Consider the following 13,944-nt stretch of genomic DNA (forward strand, 5'->3'; position numbering starts at 1 on the left):
GCACTTTATCGCGCCAAATCCGAAAAACCTTTGACACTTTCGCAGGTTGCAGCCAAATCGCCGTGCCGGGAGGCGGCGCGCCACGGCGCGCCTCGATTCCGCGCAGGGAGAGGTCACACCCCCAGATACCGATCAGCCACGCTGCGATCGGCCCGCAGCGCCTCTGCCGCCATCACCGGACCCATGCGCCCGGTCTCGATGAAGGCCACCCGGTCGGCCACCGGCAGCACCGCATCAAGCCGCTGCTCCACCAGCAGCACCGCCACACCCTCGGCGCGCTTGGCCGCCACTACCTCGCGGATCGCGGCGATCATCGAGGGCTGCAAGCCCTCGGTCGGCTCGTCGAGCAACAGCACGCGCGGCCGCAGGCACAGCGCGCGCGCCAGCGCCAGCATCTGCTGCTCGCCGCCCGACAGCGTCTCGGCCCGCTGACCGAGCCGCGCGGCAAGGCGCGGGAACAGCCCCAGCACCTCGTCGCGCAGCGCCTCATCGCCGCCCCCGGCCATCAGCCCGATCCCGAGGTTTTCCGCCACGCTCAGCCCGGCAAAAAGCCGCCGCCCCTGCGGCACATAGCCAAGCCCCGCCGCCGCCATCCCATGTGCGGGCAGCCGGTCGAGCCGCGAGCCCCTCAGCGTGATCGCCCCCGCACCCACCGGCACCAGCCCCATGATCGCACGCAAGAGCGTCGTCTTGCCGGCACCGTTGCGCCCCATCAGGCACAGGATTTCGCCCGCCTCCAGCACCAGCGACACCCCGTGCAGAACCGTCACCCGGCCATATCCCGCCTGCACCTCATCCAGCCGCAGCATCGCCCGCGCCTCCCAGATAGGCCGCCTGCACCGCCCGATTGGCGTGGATCTCGGCAGGCGTGCCCTCGGCCAGAACGCGGCCCGCCTCCATCACCGTGATCCGCTCTGCCAGCGCCATCACCACATCCATGTTGTGCTCGATGAGCAGGATCGTCACCTCGCCTGCCAGATCGCGCACCAGCCGGGCAAAGCCCTCGATCTCCCCCTCGGCAAGGCCCTGCGTCGGCTCGTCGAGGATCAAAAGGCGCGGGCGCTGCGCGATGCCCATCGCGATCTCCAGCAGGCGCTGATGCCCATAGGCCAAATCGCCCGCCACCTGCCCGGCACGATCACCCAGCCCGACCCGGCCAAGCGCAGCCGCCACCGCCTCTGCCAGCGCCGCGCCGCGCACCCGCCGCCGCGCCGCCAGCGCCACGTTCTCGGCCACCGAAAGCCTCGCGAAAACGGATGTGATCTGGAACGTATAGGCCATCCCGAGCCGCATCCGCCGATGCGCTGGCAGGCGGGTGATGTCGTGCCCCTCGAAGATCACCCGCCCGCGCGAGGGCGCGATGCGCCCGGCGATCATGCCCACCAGCGTGGTCTTGCCCGCGCCATTGGGGCCGATCAGGGCGCGCACCTCGCCCTCGGCAAGATCGAGATCGACGGCATCGACGGCGCGCAGCCCGTCAAAATCGCGGCCCAGCCCGCGAAGCTGCAACAGCGCCGTCATGGCAGCCCCCGCCAGAGCCTGCGCCGCACCTCGCCCATGATCCCCTGCGGCGCGTAAAGCGTGAGCACCACCAGCGCCACACCGGCGATCAGCATATAGGCGCTGGTCACCCCCGAGGCGAGGTCGATCAGGTAGAACATGAAGAGCGCGCCGATGAACGGCCCCAGCACCGTGCCCGCGCCGCCCAGCAGAACCCACAAAAGCGGCAGGATCGAATATTGCACCTCGGCAAAACTCGCGCCGACATAGCCGAAGAGGATCGCATATCCCGCCCCCGCCGCGCCCGAGATCGCCCCCGACAGCACCATCGCCACCCGCTTCGTTGCCTGCGTGTCATAGCCCAGCATCCGCACCCGCTCCTCGTTCTCGCGGATCGCCACCAGCACCCGGCCAAAGGGCGCGCGCACCAGCGCGAGGCTTGAGAGAAGGCAGGCGGAAAACAGCGCCAGCGCCGCGAGATAGCGCGCATCCGGCGCGCGCAGGTCCACGCCGCCCAGCATCCGCCCCGCCTGCGGCAGCACGAAGCCCTCGTCGCCCCCGGTGATCTCGCTGAAATAGAGAATGCCGAGATAGCCCGCCTGCGCGAACATCAGCGTCACGATCATGAAGCCCACGCCAACGGTGCGCAGCGCCAGAAGCGCCAGCGCCGCCGCCACGCCTGCCGCCACAACCACGCCGACGACAAACGCCGCCCCCGCGCCCAGCCCGCCATGCTGCACCATGAGCCCCGCGCCATACATGCCTGCGGCAAAAAACAGCGCATGGCCAAGGCTCAGCAACCCGGTATAGCCGAACATGAGGTTATAGCCGATGGCATAGCTTGCCAGCACCATCACCCGCGCGAGATTGCCGTGGTGATAGGCGGGCAGCACGAAATGCAGCGCCAACAGCCCCGCCAAGAGGGCCAGATGCAGCGCCAGCGCCCTCATGCCGGCCGCGACCCAAAGAGGCCCTGCGGGCGAAACACCAGCACCAGCGCCACCATCAGCGTGGCAACGATCTTGGCCAGCGTCGGCGAGAAGAAGACCGAGATGATCCCGTCCGACAGCCCGATCAGCACGGCGGCCAGAAGCGTGCCGGGCAAGCTGCCAAGCCCGCCGATGATGACCACCACGAAGGACAGCAGCAACGGATCGCCCCCCATCAGGTAATGCGCCTGCCGGATCGGCACGATCAGCACCGCCGCCAGCGCCGCCAGCCCCGCGCCCAGCCCGAAGGTGAGCGCATAAACACGGGCCACCGGGATGCCGAAGGCGGTGGCCATCTCGCGGTCGGCCTGCGTCGCGCGCAGCACCAGCCCCGCCCGCGTGCGCGCCAGAAACAGCCACAGCCCCGCCACCATCGCCATCGCCGCGCCGATCACGGCGAGCTTGTAGGTGGTGGTGCCGAACCCCCAGGGCCAGATCACCGCCCAGCCCTCGGTCCCCCGCTCAAGCCACGGCAGCGCGATGCGCGCATTGAACGGCGCGACCACGGGCCTCGCCTCGGGGCCATAGGTCATCAGCGTGACCTGCTCGATGATGTAAAGCAGCCCGATCGTGGCCACGATGGTGCGCTCGGGATCATGCGCCAGCCGCCGCAGCACCGCCGCATCCGCTGCGGCCGCCAGCGCCCCCACCATCAGCGGCGCGGCGATCAGCGCCGCGCCAAAGCCCCAGGCCGGATGCCCGCCGACGGCCTGCGCGATCCACCAGGCCAGCACCGCGCCCAGCATGAAAAACGCCCCATGCGCGATGTTGACCACCCGCATCACGCCAAAGACAAGGCTCAGCCCCGACGCGGTCAGCGCCAGCACCGCCGCCGTCACCGCCCCTTCGATGAGCGCGAGCATCAGGTGGGGGCCGAACTCCATCAGCGCCGCGCCCCGGTCATGCGGGCGCGGCTCATTCCGGCACGAACTCCACCCCGCCCATGAGGATGCGCTGATCCGCGGTCAGCGTCACGATCTGCCCGTGCTTGCGCTCCAGCGCGCGCGCCACCACCTCGTTGCGCGGCTCCCAGTTATAGGCTTTGTCCTCGCGCACCGGCACCCATGTCAGCCGCCCGCCCTTGCGCCACGGATCGAGCGCGATGCCGTCCTCATAGCTTGCGCCGCGCGCGCTTATCACGGCGGTGGAATGCTCCAGCCGAAAGGCGTTGTCGGCATTGGCCACGGCGCGGTGCAGATCAAGCGTCTTGAACCGCTCTTCTTTGAGCCGGTCCTCCATGTCGCGCGCCCAGTGCCAGCACAGGCCGCGCGGCTTCAGCCCCATATTGACCTTGGTGTTGTGGAGGATCGGCGGATCGGTGATCTGGTATTGCAGCGCCAGCCGGTGCGTGTGCGCGTAGCTGATGCGCGCCGCGCGCTGCGCCTCCTCGCGGTCCACCTCTGGCCCGAGCGCCGCGATGGCAGAGGCCAGCCGCGACACCTCGTCCGGCTGGCCGGGCGGCGGCGGCGCACCGCAGCCCGCCAGCGCCAGAAGCGCCAGCCCCTGCACCATCTGCCTGCGCGTCAGCGTCACGGCTGGCCCTCCTCAGAACGGCTGTTGGGTATAATCCACCATATCGGGGTAGAGTGTATCCTCGATCGAGGTGCGATGCACGCGTTTGAGCTGCCCGCCCTCCACCCGGCTGATATTCTGGTGGCCGAACACCTGGTGCGTGCGCCCGTTGAAGCGCTTGGCACCCTGCGGATGCCCGGCGCTTTCGGGAATGTCCTCCATCGCCTCCACCGCCTCGATCAGGGAGGCACGGTGCTGCGGCCCGGCATAGCCCGCCGCCTCCATCCCCGCCTTGATGATATGCAGCGTCTCCCAGCAGCCGAACATATGGCCATAGGTCGCCACATCCGCCGGATCATTCACCGATGCGCCGCGCGCATCCACGCCCACCGCCGCGCGATAGGCGGTCTCATGCGCGCTTTGATCGGGTTGCGCGTGGCGGCACATGCCCTCCCAGAAATGGCTCCCTTCGAGGAATTCAAGGCCGGGGCTGTCCATCGCCACCGCCTCCAGACTGTCGATGAAGCCGAAAAGCTGCGGCCCCTGCCCGCCAAAGAACTCGCCCAGCTCCTTGACAAAGGTCAGCACGCCGGGGCCGACCATGACGTGATAGAGCACCTCGGTGTCGCGCGGGATCTGCGGGAAATAGCGGGTAAAGGATGTCTCGGTCGGCGGAATCGCGATCTTTGCCAGAATCTCGCCGCCCTGCGCCTCGATCGCGGGGCCAAGCGCGTCGCGGTGATCGTAGCCGAACCCGTAATCGGGAAAGATCATCGTGACCTTCTTTCCAAGGGTTTCGGTCATGAACGGGGCCATCGAGATGACCTGGCTCTTCACATCGGTAATGCCGGGCTGCAATGTATAGCGGTTGAGCTTGCCCGAGGAGACATGCGTGCCCTCCGAGACCACGAAATAGGGCAGCTTCAATTCGCCCGCGCGCGGGGCAGAGCCCATCACCACATGGCTGAAGAGCGTGCCAAACCCAACATCCACCCCGTGCTGGTTGGCGAATTTCTCGACCACCTCGGCCCCGCGCTTGGGATCGGTGCCATCATCCTCGGCCACGATCTCAACGGGCCGCCCGTTGATGCCGCCACCCTCGTTGATGAGCCGCACCGCCGCCTCGGTCGCCCGCCCGTACCAGCGCCCATAGGCGGCACCGATGCCGGTGCGGTGCTGCTGAAACCCGATACGGATCGGCGCGGCACTCTGCGCATGACTGTAGCGCGCCCACATCGGCAGGCTCGCGGCGGCGGCCCCGGCGGCCAGCGTGCGCAGCGCACCGCGCCGCGTGGGGGTGAGGGGGGTCTTGACGGTCATGGGCGGAACTCCGCTCTGGGGATTATGCACACGCGGCATGGTTGCCGCGCGCGCAACATGCGCAAACACCCCCCCTTTGTCTACCCTCTTGGCCCTCACACCCCGCGTGGCGTGGCCAGAAGCCACAGGCCAAACACCGTATAGGCCAGCATGAACGCCGCCAGCGGGGCCTGTGCCAGCGTTGCGCGCCACGCCCCGGCCCCGCCGCGCAGGGCGATGGCATGGGCCAGCATCAGCGCGATCACATGCCCCGCCACCACCGCCCCCGCCTGCGCAAGCCAGATCGCACGCACCGGGCCGGGGCTATTGAGAAAGCCCGCGGTGACATGCACCTCGCCCAGATGCAGCGCGCGGGCGATCCCGGCCCAGACATATTGCCCGTCCATAAGCAGCGAGGGCAGGTAATGCGCGATATGATAGCCGAGCGCGATGGGCAGCAGCGTCGGCGCAAACCGGCAGAGCAGCCCCCGCAGCGCCGCCCGTTCCCCGGCCAGCCGCGCGCCCAGCCACAGCGCGCCGCAAAACACCGCCAGCAGCATGGCATTCACCGCCACCAGCCCCACAAGATTGGGCCCGATCACCGCCGAGCGGCCGGGAAATTCCAGCGGGTTGATCGCCAGCAGATCGAGCCAAAGAAAGGTCTCGTTCAGCCCGTCGAAACTGCCGCTGCCCAGCAGGATGAGCACGAACACCGCCTGCCCCGTCGCGGCCGGCCCGTCTTGCGTGATCCGCCATCCCGGCAGGCCCAGCACGCGCCGCCCGCCCTTGTGCCCCAAGGGTGCCATCCGCGCATAGGCCCGCATCAGCAGCGTCAGCACCTCGCCCCGCAGCAGCCATCGCGCCCCGAAAAGCGCCACGCCGCCCAGCATCACGAGCGCATAGCCCGCCACCACCAGCGCCAGCCGCGCCGGATCGGCGGGGGCGGGATCGGCCAGCAGGAACCCGGCAAAGGCCAGCAGCCCCGCCACCCCCGGCCAATGCCCCAGCCACACGGGATAATGCAGCAGCGCCCGCCGCAGGCGCGCCAGCACCAGCGCCGCCCCCGCAAACGGGTTGATCCGCGCCCAGATATCGCCCACGATCCCCTGCGCGCTCACCAGCGCCATCCACATCACCACCCAAAGGCCCAGCGACAGCGGATTGCCCAACGGATCGCGCGACCCTGCCCAGCCCTGCCAGATCAGCCAGCCAAGCACCGGCACCGCCAGCAGGCGGCCCGCCACCCCGCGCCGCGCCGTGCCGCGCCAGAGCGACACCGGGCGAAACGCCGCCAGCGCCACCCGCCCCGGCAGCACCGCCAGCATCAGCACCGTCAGCGCCACCGTGGCCCCGCCCGCCGCGATATAGGCATCGGTCGGCAACAGCAGCACGAACCCCTGCTCGCTGGCATGGGCCTGCGCGCGCCCGGCCCATGCGACCCAAAGCGCGCCCGCCGTCAGAAAAGGGTGCCTCACCCGCTCAGACCGCCCAATAACCGGCATCGAGCGCGGCAAGGATCACGTCGATTTCCGCCTCGCCGGGATGGCCCATCGCCTGCCACAGGTGGCGTCCATTCATCTCGCGCAGGAAAGTGTCGTCTTTCATCGGGCACTCCGGCAGATATTTCGGCTTGGACCGGATCAAACCACCGCCGCCGGGGCCTGTCCAGAGCGCGCGCGCCGCGCGCTCATCCCGCGAACAGGTGCCCCAATGCCAGCGCGCGGCCCGTGCGCCAGATCAGCCCCGCGATGATCGCCACCAGCACCGCCAGCAGGCCAAAGCCGATCACCGCGTGCCCCGCCGACCCAAGGGCCGCAGCATGGGCGAAACTCGCCACCGTCACCGCCGCCAGCGGAAAGCTCAGCGCCCAATGCGACAGCGAAAACGGCAGCGCCGCAAGGCGCGGCACCTGCACCGCCACGATCAGCACGAACAGATAGGCGATGTTGAGCAGCACCCGCGCAAAGGCATCGACATCGCCGACCAGCGCCACCCAGGCGAGGTATCCCACCGACGGGGGCGCAACCAGGATCACCAGCGTCGGCTGCAACCGCTCGGGCAGCGGGTCGTGGAAAATCAGCCGGTTCATCACCAGCGCCAGCAACACCACCCAGAAGATCAGCCCCACCGAGGCAAAGAACCAGCCCAGCTCGACAAATCCCAGCGGCACCCCCGCAATGGCCACGATCACGTTGCCCACGGCAGGGATGAACCAGGCCGGCGTCAGGTGGCCATGCTCGAACGCGCGGCTGCCGATCCAGCCCGAGACCACCGCCAGCGTCAGCACAAGCTGCATCGGCACCGCCACCATGAACAGCCCCCGCGCGACCCCCGGCATCACCTCCAGCATCACCAGCGAGAACAGCACAAGCGAGATCGAGATCGCCGGAAAGAAGGCAAGGCTCACCGGGTGCCGCCATTCCTCGGCCACCGCCTGCGGATGGCGCAGCACCTTGGCCAGATAGGCCAGCGCCACGCCCGCAAACACCGCCAGCGTGAGCACATGCGCAGCCCCCGAGGCCAGATGCGCCAGCCCCGCCGCCGCCTCGCCCGCGCGCAACGCCAGCGTGAAGCCACACAGCCCCATCACCACCGTGAAAAGCGTCACCGGCACCTGCGCCAGCACCATGTCGTCAGGCCCCCGCGCCGATGGTCACGCGCAGCGGTGACAGCCCGTCAACCTCGCCCTCCAGCACATTGCCCGGTGCCACCGGCCCCACCCCCGCAGGCGTGCCAGTATAAATGAGGTCGCCCGCGCCGAGGTGATAGAACCGCGACAGATGCGCGATGATCTCGGGCACCGACCAGACCATCTCCGACAGCCGCGCCGCCTGCGCCGCGCGCCCGTCCACCGCCAGCCGGATCGCCTGATCGCCAATCTCGCCAAAGGCCGCCCTGGGCGTCAGCGCGCCGATAATGGCCGAATCTTCGAAATCCTTGCCGAGATCCCAGGGCCGCCGCTTGTCCTTGGCCTGGCCCTGCAGGTCGCGGCGCGTGAGATCAATGCCGCAGCCATAGCCCCAGACCGCCGCCATCGCCTCGGCCTCGCGCACCCGGAAGGCGGGCGCGCCCAGCGCCACCACGAATTCCATCTCGTGATGACAGTCCTCGGTGCCCGGCGGGTAGGGGATCGTCGCCCCCGACAGGCACAGCGCATGGGCCGATTTGGTGAAATAGAACGGCGCCTCGCGGTCCACCTCGTTGCCCATCTCGGCGGCGTGCGCGGCATAGTTGCGCCCGACGCAAAAGATGCGCCGAACCGGATAGCCGCGCGCCGTGCCCTCGACGGGCACAAGCGGCGGGGCGGGAATGTCGAACAGCGGCGTGGTCATGGGGGACTCCGGGGCAAATGTGGTCATTGGCCCTCCTTATGCGCCCGTCGTCTGCGGCTGTCAAAAGGGGCACGGGCAAGGCAGGCACCGCGAGTTGGCCTGTTGCTGATGTTGATGGTGCCGCGCGAAGGCACCTATGTTGTCATGAGGGGGCCGTGAAGGGGATTTGGTCGCGCAGGATGGTGATGGCCTTGCCCGGTTCGCCCTTGTCACGCAGCCCGCGCGTGAAATCCGCGCACAACCCACCTTGGCGCAGGCCACGTATAGCATGCTGAACCGCGCCGGGTTGAAGGAGGCGCGGATATTGGCGCGCAGTCGGTTCTCGATCGGTTCTGTTGCACAAAACATCTGATAGCCGAGGTTCCGAGAGTGTCCGATCTTCTGTGTAACTGGGATTTGGTCCATTCACCCTCGCCCTCGACCTTGATGCCTGTGCTGTCGATCAGCAGGTGCAGAGGGCCTTGTGATCCGCGATAGGGGATGTTGACCTTCACCGTTCGATGGGCTTACGCGGCCGCACTGCGGCCACGGTCCCATCTCACTCTGACGGTGGCTGAGGGTGCTGAAATTGGGCACCGCCCAGTCCCGACCGGTCAACCGCAGGAGGCTCTCGACAAACCCCGTCGTCTGACGGAGGGCCATGCCGAACAGCACCTTCACACTGGATTAACGAGATGAATCCCTCACGGGATTTGTGCAACAGAGCCGCCCTTCACCCCCGGCAATCGCATAAACCAAGCCAACACCCTTATTGCTCCACTGAAAAGACAGCAGGGCGAAAGCGATCGGCAAATCCGCGTTGCAGCAGAAAACCAGCTCGTCACGCAGAGGTCTTGTCTGATGCGCGGGGTCTGGCACGAGATGCTGGCCCCGCTTGAAAGGGCGGGGCAATTCGTGGTGGTGGACCGGATCAGCGGCGGGGCCAGTCTCGAAGAACACTGGCTAAAGGAACCTTATGTCGTCGAAACCACGACGGATTTCTGCGGCACCCCGGCCACGTAGGTCTGCACCACGGCGCGATCGTCACCCATGATCTGAAGGATGAACAGCTCTTCCGGCAGCGTCTCGGCGCGCTCCATCCGCAGCCCCATCGCGGGCGTGGCGCGCGCGTCGAGCACGACGATATCCGCCTCGCTCCCCGCCACCAGCGTGCCGATACGATCCTCCAGCCCCAACGCCACCGCGTTGCCCCGCGTGATCCAGTGAAAGGCGCGCAGCGGGTGCAGGCGCTGCCCCTGAAGCTGAAGCAGCTTGTAGCCCTCATTGAGCGTTTGCAGCATCGAATAGCTGGTGCCGCCGCCGACATCGGTGGCAATGGCGTTGACGGTCCCGCGCGCGCGCAGACCGGCATCGTCGAACAACCCGCTGCCAAGGAACAGGTTCGAGGTGGGGCAGAACACCGCCCGCGCCCCGGTCTCTGCCATCACGCCGATCTCTCGGGGCGAGAGGTGCAGGCAATGCCCCATCAGCGCGCGCGGCGACAACAGGCCATACCGCTCATACACGCCCAGATAATCCGGCGCATCGGGGTAAAGGCGCGCGGTGAGGGCGATCTCGTCGTGGTTTTCCGACAGGTGCGTTTGCAGGTAGCAATCGGGATGCTCGGCCACCAAAGCGCCCGCCATCTCAAGCTGTTCGGGCGTCGAGGTGATGGCAAAGCGCGGCGTGATCGCATAGAGCGCGCGGCCCTTGCCATGCCAGCGGGCAATCAGCGCCTTGCTGTCGTCATAGCCCGTCTGCGCGGTGTCGCGCAGGCCATCCGGCGCGTTGCGATCCATCATCACCTTGCCCGCGATCATCCGCATGTCGCGGCGCGCGGCCTCGGCAAAGAGCGCCTCGGCAGAGGCGGGGTGCACCGAGGCATAGGCCACGGCGGTGGTGGTGCCATGCGCCGTCAACTGACCCAGAAACAGCGCCGCCATGCGCGCGGCGTGTGCGGGATCGGCAAAGCGCGTTTCCTCGGGGAAGGTATAGGTATTCAGCCAGTCAAGAAGCTGCGCGCCCCAGGACGCGATCACCTGTACCTGCGGGAAATGGATATGAGGGTCGATGAAGCCTGCCATCATCAGATGCGGGCGATGATCCGTTACCGGCAGGCCGGGGGCCTTGGCGGCGATATCGGCATAGGCCCCCGCCGCGCGGATCATCCCGCCCGCGATGACGAGTGCGCCATCCTCGATATAGCTGTAGGCGCCGCTATCCTCAGGCCCCTGCGGCTCAGCGTGAAAGGTCAGGAGGCGACCGCGAAGAATGTGCCCCGTCATGTCGTGGCCCGGCAGATCGTGGCGCGGGTCGCGCGATGCGTGAGCGCGGCCATCACCTCGGGGCGCTTGTCACCCAGGGTGGCGGCCCCGATCGGGCAGGTCAGCGCCGCGATATCCAGCCCGTTGCGGTGATCGCGGCACCAGCGCGCGAGGCGCGCGCGCTTGGTGGCAGAGCCGATCATGCCGATATAGGCCGCATCGCCGCGCGCCAGCCCCTGCGCGACCAGCAGGAAATCGAGCGCGTGATCGTGGCTGAGGATGACAAAGGCGCTGCCCGCCGCCGACAGATGCACCCGCGCCATATAGGCGGCGCGCACGATCTCGGCTAAGGCGACCACCTCGGCCCCCACCTGCACGCCAAGATGCGTGAAATGCACCGCCTCGGGCGCGACCTGCCAGTGTCCGGCGGCGAAATCGACCAGCCGCGCCGTGATCTGCTCCGCGGCGTCGAGGGCGGCCATACCGTTGAGGTCTGACCCGCTTGAGGCGGCGGTGGCCAAGGTGTTGGGCACCTTATGCGCATGGGTCTCTGTCGCGCAGCCCAGCCACGCGTGGAGCGTGCCCGCAGGCTCGGGGATATCGTCGGTATAGATGGCGCGGCCCGTGACATGCCTGGCGGCGCTGTCATGGGTGAGCGGCTGATGCAGCGGGCTCTGGGCTGTGCTCTCATCCTTCATGGCGTCTCTCCTCAGGCGCTCAGCCGGGCCACGGCCCCCTGCTCTTGCTCCAGATAGAACCGCAGCAACAGGTTCTGCGCCACCCGCATCCGGTAGCCGGTCGAGGCGCGCATATCACTGAGCGGGGTGAAATCATCGGGCAACGCGGCCTGGCCCCAGGGTTGCCCGCTGAGCACCGCCTCGGCGCGGGCGGCGCGTCTGGGCGTCGCGGCCATGCCGCCATAGGCGATGCGGCAGGCAGTGATCCGCCCCTCATGACGCCCACCGAAATCCCCACCGCCACCGAGGAAATATCCTCGTCGCAGCGCTTGGCGACCTTGTAGGCCGCCACGATCTGGCCGGGGGCAAGGCGGGGGAGGTGTATCGCCGATCGGCGAGCCATTGGCGATATTGCCGCCGATGGTGCCCGCGTTGCGCACCTGCCACCCGGCGATACGGTGCCAATATTCGGCAAGGCTCGGGAAATGCGCGGCAATGACTGGCGAGAGATCGCTATAGCTCACCCCGGCACCGATCACGGTATCACTGTCACCCACGGCGATGCGTTTCAATTCGTCAAGATGCCCTATGAAAATCACCGGGCCGATGGGGCGCAGGAATTTCGTCACCCAAAGCCCCACATCCGTGGCCCCGGCGACGATGGCGGCATTGGGCGTGTCGGCATAGAGTTGGGCGAAATCCTCCGGATCGGCGGGCAGGATCGCGCGATCCTCCTCTGGCCCCGTCACCACCCGCGCGCCGTCGCGCAGCGCCAGGAGCGCCGCCGTCACGCGCGCGCGGTCGCGGCTCAGCCGATCGGCGGCGGGGGGGCCATAGCGGCTTGCGGCCTGCGCCGCGCGGATGATCGGCGCATAGCCGGTGCAGCGGCAGAGATTGCCCTGAAGCGCGGTCTCGATCTGCGCCTCGTCCGGCTCCGGGTTTTCCATCCACAGCGCGTAAAGCGCCATCACGATCCCCGGCGTGCAAAAGCCGCATTGGCTGCCGTGCTCTGCGACCATCGCGCGCTGCACCGGATTGAGCGCGCCATCGCTGCCCGCCAGATGCTCGACCGTGACGACGTGACAGCCATCCACCGAGGCCAGAAACCGGATGCAGGCATTGACCGGCTCATAGCGCAGCGTGCCGCCCTCCAGCCGTCCGACCAGCACCGTGCAGGCCCCGCAATCGCCCTCGGCACAGCCTTCCTTGGTGCCGGTCAGGCGCGGCTCGATCCGCAGGAAATCCAGAAGCATGCGCCCCGCGCCGACATCCGGCACCGCGATCTCGCGGTCGTTGAGCAGGAACCTGATCTTGTCTTGCTGCGGCATTCCGGCGCCTCCAGGAGTGGTGACGAGCCATAGTCTAGCGCAGATGATTTTCGATGAATATGGCAGCATTCGGCAAATGCGGCCAATACCACGTTGATAATCATGGCGCGCAGACCTCCTCGAACGGGGCGGTATTTGCCAGCCTCTAACAGGCTGCTGAAAAAGTCCGCCGTCGATACGCTTGCGCCAAAATGGGCAGGTTTTTTTGAGCGCTCTCGTTGAGCTGAGGGAAAGCGCTCGCTCCAGCATCGACGAGGTCGACGAAAAATACTGCTCAAAAACCTTTTTCAGCGGCCTGCTAAGCACTCACCGCCCCCTTGCCAACCCCGCCCGCCTGCGTCTAAAAAGCGGCTACGGAGAGGTGGCCGAGTGGTCGAAGGCGCACGCCTGGAAAGTGTGTAGGCGGGGAACCGTCTCCAGGGTTCGAATCCCTGTCTCTCCGCCACAACAATTTGTGGATAATTTTTTAATACATTTTAAAAGCAACCGCTTAGATTGATGTGGTTAGCGTACGCTGACCTCTCGCCCTTGTTTTGCTACCCTTTTTTGCACCACATTATGCTTCAAAAAGCTATATGCTGGAGAAAGCCAGGATGTCAAAACCTGTCCTGCGCGGAAAGACGTGGTATCTGAAGCGGCGAGTTCCGACGCGATTTGCGTCAGTTGAGGAACGAAGTGTAATTTGGGATAGCCTTAAGACCGACTCTTACAGCGTCGCGGTTCAAAAATCTGCGGGCGTGTGGCTCAATTATATCGAAGCTTGGGAGGCCCGGCTGGCTGGTCGGGATGGCGACGCTGCCGAAAGGTTTCGGGCGGCGCAGCAATTGGCTTCGATCCGTGGGTTTCAGTTTCTTGCAATCGATCAGGTGAAGCAGGCGCCGTTGGAGGAGATCTTGCAACGGGTGGAGGCATCGCGCCGCGTCGGCGGTGCGCCGGATGAGAGTGTGGCATCTGCGGTTCTGGGGGTCATTGAGGCTCCCAAGTTGCGGTTATCCAGCTTGGTCGCGCATGTCGAAGAGTTGGCGGCACATGACAATCGTTTCAAGAATAGTGAACAGATGCGC

At 67.1% G+C, this 13,944-nt stretch carries 15 protein-coding genes, 1 tRNA gene and 2 pseudogenes; 4 read left to right on the plus strand and 14 right to left on the minus strand.

From position 1 onward, the window contains the following. Positions 1 to 113: 113 nt before the first annotated feature. The 10 genes from ABIE58_RS16400 to ABIE58_RS16445 form a co-directional block, all read right to left on the minus strand. Positions 114 to 809 carry an ABC transporter ATP-binding protein gene (locus tag ABIE58_RS16400; protein ID WP_354545784.1) on the minus strand — a complete coding sequence of 232 codons (696 nt, stop codon included), beginning with the start codon at positions 807 to 809 and terminating at the stop codon, positions 114 to 116. Beyond that, entirely contained in the window at positions 793 to 1,521 is a 729-nt protein-coding gene (locus ABIE58_RS16405; RefSeq protein ID WP_354545785.1) for an ABC transporter ATP-binding protein, read from the minus strand. Before ABIE58_RS16405 ends, ABIE58_RS16400 begins: the two co-directional genes overlap by 17 nt. After that, on the minus strand, positions 1,518 to 2,450 hold the full coding sequence (locus ABIE58_RS16410; RefSeq protein WP_354545786.1) for a branched-chain amino acid ABC transporter permease: 933 nt from the start codon (positions 2,448 to 2,450) through the stop codon (positions 1,518 to 1,520). Before ABIE58_RS16410 ends, ABIE58_RS16405 begins: the two co-directional genes overlap by 4 nt. Continuing rightward, on the minus strand, positions 2,447 to 3,373 hold the full coding sequence (locus ABIE58_RS16415) for a branched-chain amino acid ABC transporter permease (protein ID WP_354545787.1): 927 nt from the start codon (positions 3,371 to 3,373) through the stop codon (positions 2,447 to 2,449). Before ABIE58_RS16415 ends, ABIE58_RS16410 begins: the two co-directional genes overlap by 4 nt. A 31-nt stretch (positions 3,374 to 3,404) precedes the next feature. Then, entirely contained in the window at positions 3,405 to 4,001 is a 597-nt protein-coding gene (locus tag ABIE58_RS16420; RefSeq protein WP_502950111.1) for a hypothetical protein, read from the minus strand. A gap of 33 nt (positions 4,002 to 4,034) precedes the next feature. Continuing rightward, positions 4,035 to 5,321: an ABC transporter substrate-binding protein gene (locus ABIE58_RS16425; RefSeq protein ID WP_354545788.1), complete on the minus strand. Its 1,287-nt coding sequence runs from the start codon at positions 5,319 to 5,321 to the stop codon at positions 4,035 to 4,037. Positions 5,322 to 5,416: 95 nt separating this feature from the next. Next, entirely contained in the window at positions 5,417 to 6,775 is a 1,359-nt protein-coding gene (locus tag ABIE58_RS16430; RefSeq protein ID WP_354545789.1) for a hypothetical protein, read from the minus strand. A gap of 4 nt (positions 6,776 to 6,779) precedes the next feature. Further along, positions 6,780 to 6,905: a hypothetical protein gene (locus ABIE58_RS16435; protein ID WP_354545790.1), complete on the minus strand. Its 126-nt coding sequence runs from the start codon at positions 6,903 to 6,905 to the stop codon at positions 6,780 to 6,782. Between the two features lie 82 nt (positions 6,906 to 6,987). Further along, positions 6,988 to 7,929, minus strand: coding sequence for an SLAC1 anion channel family protein (locus ABIE58_RS16440; RefSeq protein WP_354545791.1), 942 nt, complete (start codon positions 7,927 to 7,929; stop codon positions 6,988 to 6,990). A gap of 4 nt (positions 7,930 to 7,933) precedes the next feature. After that, a complete protein-coding gene (locus ABIE58_RS16445) occupies positions 7,934 to 8,632 on the minus strand; it encodes a fumarylacetoacetate hydrolase family protein (protein ID WP_354545801.1) in 699 nt (232 codons plus the stop codon). A 166-nt stretch (positions 8,633 to 8,798) separates the two neighbouring features. Here ABIE58_RS16445 and ABIE58_RS16450 point away from each other — a divergent pair, with 166 nt between their 5' ends. Next, positions 8,799 to 8,984 carry a hypothetical protein gene (locus ABIE58_RS16450; RefSeq protein WP_354545792.1) on the plus strand — a complete coding sequence of 62 codons (186 nt, stop codon included), beginning with the start codon at positions 8,799 to 8,801 and terminating at the stop codon, positions 8,982 to 8,984. A 49-nt stretch (positions 8,985 to 9,033) separates the two neighbouring features. Here the strand turns inward: ABIE58_RS16450 and ABIE58_RS16455 are convergent. Beyond that, positions 9,034 to 9,295 (minus strand): annotated as a pseudogene (locus ABIE58_RS16455) (transposase); the annotation flags it as partial. 177 nt (positions 9,296 to 9,472) lie between these two features. On the opposite strand from ABIE58_RS16455, the gene ABIE58_RS16460 reads away from it, so the two are divergent. Further along, positions 9,473 to 9,634, plus strand: a complete 162-nt coding sequence (locus tag ABIE58_RS16460; RefSeq protein ID WP_354545793.1) for an ureidoglycolate lyase — start codon at positions 9,473 to 9,475, stop codon at positions 9,632 to 9,634. On the opposite strand, the gene guaD is transcribed toward ABIE58_RS16460, so the two are convergent. From guaD to ABIE58_RS16475, 3 genes and pseudogenes are all read right to left on the minus strand, one after another. After that, a complete protein-coding gene (guaD, locus tag ABIE58_RS16465) occupies positions 9,586 to 10,896 on the minus strand; it encodes a guanine deaminase (protein ID WP_354545794.1) in 1,311 nt (436 codons plus the stop codon). The genes ABIE58_RS16460 and guaD overlap by 49 nt on opposite strands. Continuing rightward, entirely contained in the window at positions 10,893 to 11,573 is a 681-nt protein-coding gene (locus ABIE58_RS16470; RefSeq protein ID WP_354545795.1) for a molybdopterin cofactor-binding domain-containing protein, read from the minus strand. The genes guaD and ABIE58_RS16470 overlap by 4 nt, the downstream gene beginning before the upstream one ends. 11 nt (positions 11,574 to 11,584) lie before the next feature. Beyond that, a pseudogene (locus ABIE58_RS16475) lies at positions 11,585 to 12,880 on the minus strand (xanthine dehydrogenase small subunit). Positions 12,881 to 13,235: 355 nt separating this feature from the next. Between ABIE58_RS16475 and ABIE58_RS16480 the strand changes: the two are divergent. Together ABIE58_RS16480 and ABIE58_RS16485 are read left to right on the plus strand one after the other, a co-directional pair. Beyond that, positions 13,236 to 13,325, plus strand: a tRNA-Ser gene (locus ABIE58_RS16480). 130 nt (positions 13,326 to 13,455) lie between these two features. Beyond that, positions 13,456 to 13,944 (plus strand): DUF6538 domain-containing protein (locus tag ABIE58_RS16485; RefSeq protein ID WP_354545797.1); only part of this gene is annotated, 489 nt, incomplete at its 3' end.

The sequence above is a fragment of the Roseovarius sp. MBR-78 genome, from assembly GCF_040547535.1.
Taxonomy (GTDB): Bacteria; Pseudomonadota; Alphaproteobacteria; order Rhodobacterales; family Rhodobacteraceae; genus Roseovarius.

Excerpts from the sequence above, each read along its gene's own strand:
- ABIE58_RS16420 (WP_502950111.1), bottom strand. The coding sequence starts at position 4,001 with ATGGTGCAGGGGCTGGCGCTTCTGGCGCTGGCGGGCTGCGGTGCGCCG.
- ABIE58_RS16460 (WP_354545793.1), top strand. The coding sequence starts at position 9,473 with ATGCGCGGGGTCTGGCACGAGATGCTGGCCCCGCTTGAAAGGGCGGGG.
- ABIE58_RS16415 (WP_354545787.1), bottom strand. The coding sequence starts at position 3,373 with ATGGAGTTCGGCCCCCACCTGATGCTCGCGCTCATCGAAGGGGCGGTG.
- ABIE58_RS16410 (WP_354545786.1), bottom strand. The coding sequence starts at position 2,450 with ATGAGGGCGCTGGCGCTGCATCTGGCCCTCTTGGCGGGGCTGTTGGCG.
- ABIE58_RS16425 (WP_354545788.1), bottom strand. The coding sequence starts at position 5,321 with ATGACCGTCAAGACCCCCCTCACCCCCACGCGGCGCGGTGCGCTGCGC.
- ABIE58_RS16435 (WP_354545790.1), bottom strand. The coding sequence starts at position 6,905 with ATGAAAGACGACACTTTCCTGCGCGAGATGAATGGACGCCACCTGTGG.
- ABIE58_RS16400 (WP_354545784.1), bottom strand. The coding sequence starts at position 809 with ATGCTGCGGCTGGATGAGGTGCAGGCGGGATATGGCCGGGTGACGGTT.
- guaD (WP_354545794.1), bottom strand. The coding sequence starts at position 10,896 with ATGACGGGGCACATTCTTCGCGGTCGCCTCCTGACCTTTCACGCTGAG.
- ABIE58_RS16445 (WP_354545801.1), bottom strand. The coding sequence starts at position 8,632 with ATGACCACGCCGCTGTTCGACATTCCCGCCCCGCCGCTTGTGCCCGTC.
- ABIE58_RS16470 (WP_354545795.1), bottom strand. The coding sequence starts at position 11,573 with ATGAAGGATGAGAGCACAGCCCAGAGCCCGCTGCATCAGCCGCTCACC.
- ABIE58_RS16405 (WP_354545785.1), bottom strand. The coding sequence starts at position 1,521 with ATGACGGCGCTGTTGCAGCTTCGCGGGCTGGGCCGCGATTTTGACGGG.
- ABIE58_RS16440 (WP_354545791.1), bottom strand. The coding sequence starts at position 7,929 with ATGGTGCTGGCGCAGGTGCCGGTGACGCTTTTCACGGTGGTGATGGGG.